5 protein-coding genes, 1 tRNA gene and 1 pseudogene are annotated in these 8572 nt (G+C 64.8%); 4 read left to right on the forward strand and 3 right to left on the reverse strand.

What is annotated here, in order from left to right; translation table 11 throughout:
- Positions 1-312 (forward strand): annotated as a pseudogene (locus RMO81_RS14885) (prephenate dehydratase); the annotation flags it as partial.
- A 165-nt stretch (positions 313-477) separates the two neighbouring features.
- Here RMO81_RS14885 and rsmD read toward each other — a convergent pair.
- The 3 genes from rsmD to RMO81_RS14900 all read right to left on the reverse strand — a co-directional run bounded on the left by rsmD (position 478) and on the right by RMO81_RS14900 (position 5698).
- The gene (gene rsmD, locus RMO81_RS14890) at positions 478-1011 is read right to left on the reverse strand and encodes a 16S rRNA (guanine(966)-N(2))-methyltransferase RsmD (protein ID WP_310476709.1); all 534 of its coding nucleotides are present in this window, start codon (positions 1009-1011) and stop codon (positions 478-480) included.
- 13 nt (positions 1012-1024) lie between these two features.
- Positions 1025-2500: a pseudouridine synthase gene (locus tag RMO81_RS14895; RefSeq protein ID WP_310476710.1), complete on the reverse strand. Its 1476-nt coding sequence runs from the start codon at positions 2498-2500 to the stop codon at positions 1025-1027.
- A gap of 114 nt (positions 2501-2614) precedes the next feature.
- Positions 2615-5698 carry a TonB-dependent receptor domain-containing protein gene (locus RMO81_RS14900; protein WP_310476711.1) on the reverse strand — a complete coding sequence of 1028 codons (3084 nt, stop codon included), beginning with the start codon at positions 5696-5698 and terminating at the stop codon, positions 2615-2617.
- 181 nt (positions 5699-5879) lie between these two features.
- On the opposite strand from RMO81_RS14900, the gene RMO81_RS14905 reads away from it, so the two are divergent.
- From RMO81_RS14905 to RMO81_RS14915, 3 genes are all read left to right on the forward strand, one after another.
- Positions 5880-5964, forward strand: a tRNA-Leu gene (locus RMO81_RS14905).
- A gap of 257 nt (positions 5965-6221) precedes the next feature.
- Entirely contained in the window at positions 6222-8252 is a 2031-nt protein-coding gene (locus RMO81_RS14910) for an NADPH-dependent 2,4-dienoyl-CoA reductase (RefSeq protein WP_310476712.1), read from the forward strand.
- A 98-nt stretch (positions 8253-8350) separates the two neighbouring features.
- Positions 8351-8572 (forward strand): hypothetical protein (locus RMO81_RS14915; RefSeq protein WP_310476713.1); only part of this gene is annotated, 222 nt, incomplete at its 3' end.

Consider the following 8572-nt stretch of genomic DNA (forward strand, 5'->3'; position numbering starts at 1 on the left):
GTCGTGCTCAGCCGGGAAGCGGTGCCGCCGCCGTTGGGCCTGCCGGCGATGACCAGCTTCAATTTCGAAGTGCGTTCGGTGCCGGCAGCGCTGTTCAAGGCGCTGGGCGGTTTCGCCACCAACGGCGTCAACATCACCAAGCTGGAGAGCTATCTGCGCGATGGCTCGTTCGCGCAGGCCGAATTCTATGCCGAGATCGAAGGTTCGCCAGCCGAACCGCCGGTTGCACGCGCGATGGAGGAACTGGCGTTTTTTACCAATTGGGTGAAGGTGATCGGCAGCTATCCCCGCGCGCGGGATCGCGCGGACTGAAGTGGGCGCGCGGGATCGCGCGGACTGATCCCCTCTCCCCTTGCGGGAGAGGGCGAGAGACGCCGAAGGCGGCCCGGGGTGAGGGGTTGCTCACGCGGCCGCAGCTTGAACCCCTCACCCCGCTCGCCTGCGGGGAGTCGACCCTCTCCCGCAGGGGGAGAGGGGTTATGGCGCCCTGAGCAGGCGCACCAGCGCCTTGCCAAAGCGGCGATCGACCAGCACTTCCCAATCGCAGGCGAGCGGATCGGCAGCGGCGGTTTCGATGCTGATGATGGCATCCGGCGCGATCCAGCCGCGCTCGTACAGATGGGTGATGGCCGGATCGGCGAGACCCGTACCATAAGGCGGATCAAGGAAAATCACGTGATGCGCGCGCGGGGCCGGGCCAAGGCTGGCCACCGGGCTCTGGCGCACGTCACCGCTGGCGCCCAGCGCTGCCAGATTGGCCTTGATCGCTTTCACCGCCGCCGCGTCATTGTCGATGAAGCAGGCGCTGCCAGCGCCGCGCGACAGTGCCTCGATACCCAGCGCGCCGGTGCCGGCAAACAGGTCGAGCACGTCGATGCCTTCAAAACTGCCCAACCGGCTGGTGAGCATGGAGAAGATGGCTTCGCGGGCGCGATCCTTGGTGGGGCGGGTCGATTCGCCTTCGGGTGCCTTCAGTGGGCGACCGCGCCATTTGCCAGAGATTATGCGCATTTGATGACGCGCATCAACGCGGCTCCGGTTTGGTAGCCTTCAGCATCGCTTTCAGCAGGGCCACATCGGAATCGGGAATTTCGTCGGCCATGCGCGGCGGCAGATCATCCAGGCCGATCGGGCCATAGGCCACCCGGATCAGCCGGTTCACCTGCAGGCCGACATGTTCGAGAACACGGCGCACTTCGCGGTTTTTGCCTTCGCGGATGGTGACGATCAGCCAGAGATTATGGCCGGTCTTGCGTTCGATATCAGCCAGGATCGAACCATAGTGGATGCCTTCGATGGTGATGCCATCGGCCAGCGCTTCCAGCGCCTGTTGCGTGACTTCGCCAAAGGCGCGGACACGGTAGACGCGCGGCACGCCCGACGACGGCAGTTCCAGCGCCCGCTTGAGCTCACCATCGGTGGTGAGCAGCAACAAGCCTTCGGTGTTCATGTCGAGCCGGCCGACAGGCACCACGCGCGGCAGGCCGGGGGGCAGGATATCCATGATGGTCGGGCGGCCGGCAGGATCGCGGGCGGCAGTGAGGAAACCGGCCGGCTTGTGGAAGCGGTAGAGCTTGGCCGGAGCGATGCCGGCCACGGGTTCGCCATCCACGGTGACATTGGCCAGATTGGTGATGTTGAGCGCCGGCGAGGTGAGCACTTCGCCGTCGATGGCGATGCGGCCTTCGGCAATCATGCGCTCGATATCGCGGCGCGAACCGACGCCGGCGCGGGCCAGCGCCTTGGCGATGCGCTGGGCTGCAACTTCGGTCTGTCGCACGGGCGGCGCAACGCGCTTGACGCGCGGTTCTTCGCTGCGGGCCGGCTTGCCGGGGCCGGCCGTGGGACGGGATGCGGGACGTGAGGGGCGTTCGCCCCGCGCCGGCCGTTCCGCGCGATCAGGACGCTCGCCGCGAGTTGGGCGCTCGCCGCGAGTTGGACGCTCACCACGGGTTGGGCGTTCACCACGAGTTGGGCCGTCGCCACGGGTGGGGCGTTCGCGCTGGTCTGGGTGAGCGCTTCTGGGCGGGCCTTCGCTGCGCTGCTGGCGTTCGGCCCGATCAGGCCGTTCGCTGCGTTGCGGGCGTTCGCTGCGGTCAGGTCGTTCCGTACGGGCCGGGCCTTCGCGCTGGTCTGGCCGAGCGCCTCTGGGTGGGCCTTTGCCGCGTTGCGGGCGTTCGGTCCGGTCAGGACGCTCGCTGCGTGCTGACCGGTCGGCGCGGGCCGGGCGTTCGCGCTCTTCGGGCCAGGTGCCTTTGGGCGGGCGTTCGGTGCGGAACGGGCGTTCGGCGCGATTGGGTCGCTCGGCTCGAACCGGCCGTTCGCTGCGGTCATCACGGCGAGCGGGCGGGCGGCGTTCACCCTCTGCGGCGTCACGGGGCGGCCCGCGCGCCGGCGGGCGGCTGGCACTGCGTTGCGGGCGGTCGCCAGTGGGCCGATCACCAAAACTGCGGGTGCCGGCCGGGCGTTTGCCGCCAGTTGGTTTGCGGGGTGGTCGCATTGCGTTTCCCATGCGGCCGGGCCGACCGATTGTCAAAAAGAGAAGGGGGGCCAAAAAAGGAAGAGGGCCGGTGTTGCCACCGGCCCCCCACCATTATCATCGGTGATCAGGTGATCAGAACTTCACCTGCACGCCGCCGTAGAAGAAGCGGCCGGTGTTGGTGTAGATGCCCGAGCCGGCGCCATTGCCAAGGATGTTGTCGAGCGGCGGCAGCTGATCGAAGATGTTGTCCACGCCGACATAGGCCGAAACCTGCTTGTACACCTTGGCCGAGAAACGCACATCGGAATAGGTGATGGCCGGATAGAAGACCGTCGGGAAACCATCGAGGTTTTCCGGCGGGCGGCCCTGTTCCGAATTCTGGTCGCGCCAGTTGGTGGCAACAGTCTGCTTGCTCAGGTAGCGGAAGCTGTAGAGCAAGTCGAAACTCTTGTAACCCACGGTCACATTGAGCTGGCCGTTGAGTTCCGGGTTGCCCAGCGTGCCATGTTCGCGGGTCAGGCGGTTCGGCTCGGTGATCGAGGTGTAGATGTGCCGCTTGAGCAACAGCGACACCAGGGTCCGCACGTTCAGGCGCCAGTCTTCACCAAATTTGTGGGTGTAGGCGGCGTCGAAATCGATCCCCTTGGTCAGCTGGCGCGAATAGTTGAACGGCCCGGTAATGAACGAGGCGCCGGTGGAGGTCAGCGGGAATTCGCTGCCGCCATGGCGAATGTTCGACTGGCCGCGGAACGTGCCATCCGGGTTGCGGAACACGGCCGAGCAGAACGGATTGCTGATGCCACCCGGATCGTCATAGCACTGGTTGATCACCGTCTGCGAAGCCACCGTGGTGATCACATCGCTCACAGCAATGCGGTAGAAATCAACACTGGCCACAAAGCCCGGCAGGTATGACGGGGTGTAGACCATGCCAACCGTCCAGCTGTCCGACTTTTCGGCGAACAGGCCGGGGTTGCCGCCCGACAGGCCGGAAATGCCCGATGCCGGGATGTTGGTGAACGGCAGGGTAGTGCCGCCAAAGGTCTGCGTGGTCGGCACGCCCGCCGCGCGGCAGTTGGCGACGCGGTTGGGGTTGGCGTTGATGTTCTGCTGGCCGCAGGGATCGATCAGGCCGTTCAGGAAGGTCTGATTCTGGGCCTGGAACAGATCGAGCTGCGTCGGCGCGCGGATGGCGCGGCCATAGTTGGCACGAATACGCACATCATCCACCGGGGACCAGATACCGCCCACGTTGTACGAGGTGACAGTGCCGGTGGTGCCGGAGCTGTAGTTGGACACGCGACCAGCGGCTTCAACGGTCAATTCCTTGAAGAACGGCACGTCCTTCAGGATCGGCAGGCGGATTTCGCCGAACGCTTCCCACACATCCAGGCGCGGCGGCGCAAAATTGGCGATGGAATTCAGGAAGGTGGCACCGCTCCGGGTAACATCGTCAAACGCCGAGAAGCTGCGCTCCTGACGCCATTCACCGCCGATGGAGAAGCCGACCGGACCGCCGGGCAGTTCGAACAGCTTGCTGGAATCGCCAGCGATGTTGGCAATGACGTTGAACTGTTCAGACCATTGCTTGCGGCTGGAGGTGTGGCCGACATAGGCCAGTGCATCGGCCTGCGGGGCGCCAAGGCCGAACAGGTTGATCGGGCGGCAGGCCGGATCATCGTTGGCGGCGCTGGCATCATTGTTGATGGAGCAGACGATCTGGCCGGCAGTGTTGCGCACGGCGTTGACGGCGTTGGTGAAACGGCCGTTGTGGATGTTGCCGCGCGTTTGATAGAAGGTTTCAACGCGGCCATAGTTCAGGGCGACATTGTAGCTCCAGGTGTCCATGAAGCTGCCCTGGGCACCAGCGACGGCGCGGAACAATTCACGGCTGTGGTTTTCACCGCGGCCACCGAAATCGATGTTGAAACGGCTGATGGTGAAGTTGCCGCTCGCCGGCAGCGAGACGGCGAGGAGATCGCGAGCCTGCTGGCTGAGGAACGGGTTGCTGATGTTCAGCGTCGGGTTCAGCGCGCCGGACGAGAAGGTCGGCTGGCCTTCCTGCAGCGATTCGGTGCGGACCCACTTGGCTTCGATGTAGGGACGGAACGCATCCGACACTTCAAAGCTGCCGATCAGGTTGGCAGCATAACGGGTGTTGCCGATCTGCATCAGGCCGGTTTCACGCAGGGTGGAGCCTTGGCCGCCCTGAGCGTTGCCGCTGTTGAACGGACGGAAATCGCGGTCCACTACGTTGCGCGCAAGATTGCCGCCGGGCTGGAACACGAAGACGTTGCCGAACTGCGAAGCGCCCTGGAAGACGCCGCTGCAATTCAGCGTGGCGCGCGCGCCGGGGGCGACGCCCTGGCAGGCCGACGTGTAGGCACCGCCGGTGGAAATGCCGATGTTCTTGATGCCCGAAAGATACTGGGTATCGAAAATGCCGTTGCCGGCGGCCGGTTCCCCCGTGGTGTCTTCCACCAGCTGGAACTGCGAACGGCCGGTGACGGCGCCGGTGTTGGGGCGATCGGCGAAAAACAGCGGGTCGCTCTTGTTATATTCCAGCGACACCGCGATGTTGCCGCGGCCATCAGCGAAGTTGGTGCCGGCGGTGAGGGTAGCCAGATACTGGTTCGAATCGCCGCGCGAAGAGGTGCCGGCCTGAACGCGGCCCATGATGCCCTGGAAATCGCGCTTCAGCACGAAGTTGACGACGCCGGCGACGGCATCGGAACCATAAACCGACGAGTTGCCGCCAGTGACGATGTCCACGCGCTCGATCAGGTCGACCGGTATGGTGGAGACGTCAACCGTCTGCGCGCCCGGCTGCGAGGTAACGTGGCGCAGGCCGTTCTGCAGCACCAGCGTGCGGGCGGTGCCCTGGCCACGCAAGTCGAGGATCGACAGACCGGCGGTGCCGATGAAGCGGCCGCTGTTCTGGCTGGTGAAGGTCGGGCGGAACTGCGGCAGCAGCGACAAGCGGTCGCCAACCTGCACGCTGCCGTTCTGCAGCAACTCAGCGGCGCTGAGCGAGGTGATCGGCACGGTGGCATCGAGATTCTCGCGCGCGATGCGCGAGCCGGTAACGACCATCATTTCGGCGGCGGTTTCTTCGGCGGCGCCTGCGGCGACCTTGGTATCCTGATCTTCAGCAGCGAACGCCGGAGAAGCAACGATGGCCAAGGCGGACGCCCCGGCAAGAATGATCGAACGCATGAGAGCCCCTCATTTGCGGTTGTGAGCTTGCTCCATGGCGAAATTGTTACGATGACGAAAGGGCAGAATCGCTGACTTGCCATCCGAATCGACAAGGCAGCGAAAGACTGTTGCGCGAATGCATCATTTTTGCCGCCAGCGATTGCGCGCGCCCGCCGCTTGCGCTAACCGGCGCGCCACTGCCCCTGTGGTGAAATTGGTAGACGCGCTCGACTCAAAATCGAGTGGAGAAATCCGTGCTGGTTCGAGTCCGGCCAGGGGCACCAAATCGCAGCGCCGCGAGCGCAGTTTGCGCAGCGAAATGCGCCGACAGGCGCAAGATCGGCCGGCGACCAAAAACGGCGATCCTCGGGTCGCCGTTTTCGTGTGTCGTCCGACGGCGTGGCTCCGCCACGCTCTAATTGCTTTCTTCCTTCGTTCCCTCAGCAGACTCGGCGGCTCCGCCGCCGGCTGCGCCCACACGCCCGCCCTCTGCAATCTGGCAAGGATGACGCCAACCTCTCCCCCTGATAGCCTGCTACTCATGGTTCACGCAAAATATCCGCTCACCTTCACCCCGCTCGATCTGGGCTTCACCAGTCTCAAGAATCGCATCCTGATGGGTTCGATGCACACGGGCCTTGAGGATATCGAAGGCGGCTTCGAGCGTATGGCGGCGTTTTTCGCCGAACGGGCGCGCGGCGGGGTTGGGATGATCATCACCGGCGGCATCGCGCCCAACCATGAAGCCAGCGGCGGCGGCAAGCTTTCGACTGCGGACGAAGCCGCCCAGCACCGGATCGTGACCGAGGCCGTTCACGGCGCCGCGCCCGATGTGAAGATCGTCATGCAGATACTGCACGCCGGGCCATTGGCCGGCACGCCGGCGTGTGTGGCGCCATCCGCCATCCGTTCTCGCATCGGGCGGTTTGTGCCCAACGAACTGGATGCGGATGGCATCGAGAAGCAGCTCGCCGATTTTGCCAACTGCGCCGTGCAGGCCAAGGCCGCCGGTTATGACGGTGTCGAGATCATCGGCTCGGCCGGCTATCTGCTTTCCACCTTTCTGGTCGAAAAAACCAACGCCCGCACCGACGAATGGGGCGGCAGTTTCGAAAACCGCATGCGTTTCCCGGTCGAAGTGATCCGTCGCACGCGCGCTGCCGTGGGCGATGATTTCATCCTGATCTTCCGCATCCCGGCGATGGACATGCTGGAAGGCGGCATGTCGGGCGAGGAGGTGATCCAGCTCGCCCAGGCCGTCGAAGCCGCCGGCGCCACCATCATCTCCACCCACTTCACCTGGCACGAATCGCAAGTGCCGACCATCGCCACCATGGTGCCGCGCGCGGCCTTTGCCGAAGTGACCGGCCGCATCAGGAAGCATGTGAGCGTGCCGATGATCACGTCGAACCGCATCAACATGCCCGAAACTGCCGAACAGGTGCTGGCCGCTGGCCATGCCGATCTGGTGTCGATGGCGCGGCCGATGCTGGCCGATGCCGATCTGGTCAACAAGGCGTTCGAAGGCCGCGAGGACGAGATCAACACCTGCATCGCCTGCAATCAGGCCTGCCTGGATCACACCTTTACCGGCAAGCTCACGTCGTGCCTGGTCAATCCGCGCGCCTGCAATGAAACGCTGATGGTGGTGAAGCCCGCCACCGTCGTGCGCGATCTCGCCGTGGTCGGTGCCGGGCCGGCGGGGCTGGCCTTTGCCGTGGAGGCCGCGCAGCGCGGCCACAAGATCACGCTTTATGATGCAGGGTCCGAAATCGGCGGGCAGTTCAACCTCGCCAAACGCGTGCCGGGCAAGGAGGAGTTTCACGAAACACTGCGGTATTTCAAGCGCATGATTGAAAAACTTGGCATCACGCTGAAGCTCAACACGCGGGTGGATGTCGACAGCCTTGCCGCCGCCAGCCACGACGAGGTGATCGTCGCCACCGGCATCCGTCCGCGCACGCCCGACATGCCGGGCATCGATCACCCCAAGGCGGTGCCCTATATCGATGCCATCCTGGGCCGCAAACCCGTTGGTCGCCGCGTCGCCATCATGGGCGCCGGCGGCATTGGTTTCGATGTGGCGACGCTCATCACCCATGCTGGCCCGTCGGCGGCGGTCGATATTCCGACCTTCTGCCGCGAATGGGGGGTGGATTTCGTCAATCATCCGAGGGGCGGCGTGACCGGCCTGGTGCCGCAGATCGAGAAGGCCGACCGCGAGGTTGTGATCCTGCAGCGCCGCGATGGCGCACCGGGCAAGTCGCTGGGCCGCACCACGGGCTGGACGCATCGCCTGAGCCTCGTGCGGCGCGGTGTGAGGATGATGGGCGGTGTCACCTACCTCAAGATCGACGATGAAGGCCTGCACACGCTGGTTGGCACCGAACCCCGGCTGTTTGACGTGGATACGGTGATCATCTGCGCCGGGCAGGAACCGGAACGCAGCCTGTATGATGCGCTGGTGGCGCGCGGCATGCCGGCGAAGCTGATTGGCGGTGCCAGCGAGGCGACCGAGCTGGACGCCAAGCGCGCCATTGCCGAAGCGACGGAACTGGCGCTGGCTTGCTAGCACCAGATCAGGGGGGGGCAGACATGCAACTATTAACAAGGCTGGCATCACCAGGCCCGGGCGTCTGGCAGGCAGCGGTAGCAGCCCTGCTGATTGCCATGGCAGGCGCTGCACTCGCTGCGCCGGCACAAACCGATGACGGCGCCTACACGCGCTATGAATTGCTGGCGCCGGCGTCACACAAGTTCCGCATCATCTACGACATCACCGCCACGACCGCGGGAGCCCGGACCTATTTCAATCCCATCCGCACCGGCAGCGTTGCCACCGACGAGAAGGTGATCGACCGTGCGACCGGCGCGGCGCTTGGCTTTGCCGAG

Origin of the sequence: Sandarakinorhabdus sp. (genome assembly GCF_031422795.1) — a bacterium.
Lineage (GTDB): Bacteria > Pseudomonadota > Alphaproteobacteria > Sphingomonadales > Sphingomonadaceae > Sandarakinorhabdus.

What these genes read in the sequence shown, in the direction of transcription:
- RMO81_RS14910 (WP_310476712.1), top strand. Translation starts at nt 6,222, where the DNA reads ATGGTTCACGCAAAATATCCGCTCACCTTCACCCCGCTCGATCTGGGC.
- rsmD (WP_310476709.1), bottom strand. Translation starts at nt 1,011, where the DNA reads ATGCGCATAATCTCTGGCAAATGGCGCGGTCGCCCACTGAAGGCACCC.
- RMO81_RS14895 (WP_310476710.1), bottom strand. Translation starts at nt 2,500, where the DNA reads ATGCGACCACCCCGCAAACCAACTGGCGGCAAACGCCCGGCCGGCACC.
- RMO81_RS14900 (WP_310476711.1), bottom strand. Translation starts at nt 5,698, where the DNA reads ATGCGTTCGATCATTCTTGCCGGGGCGTCCGCCTTGGCCATCGTTGCT.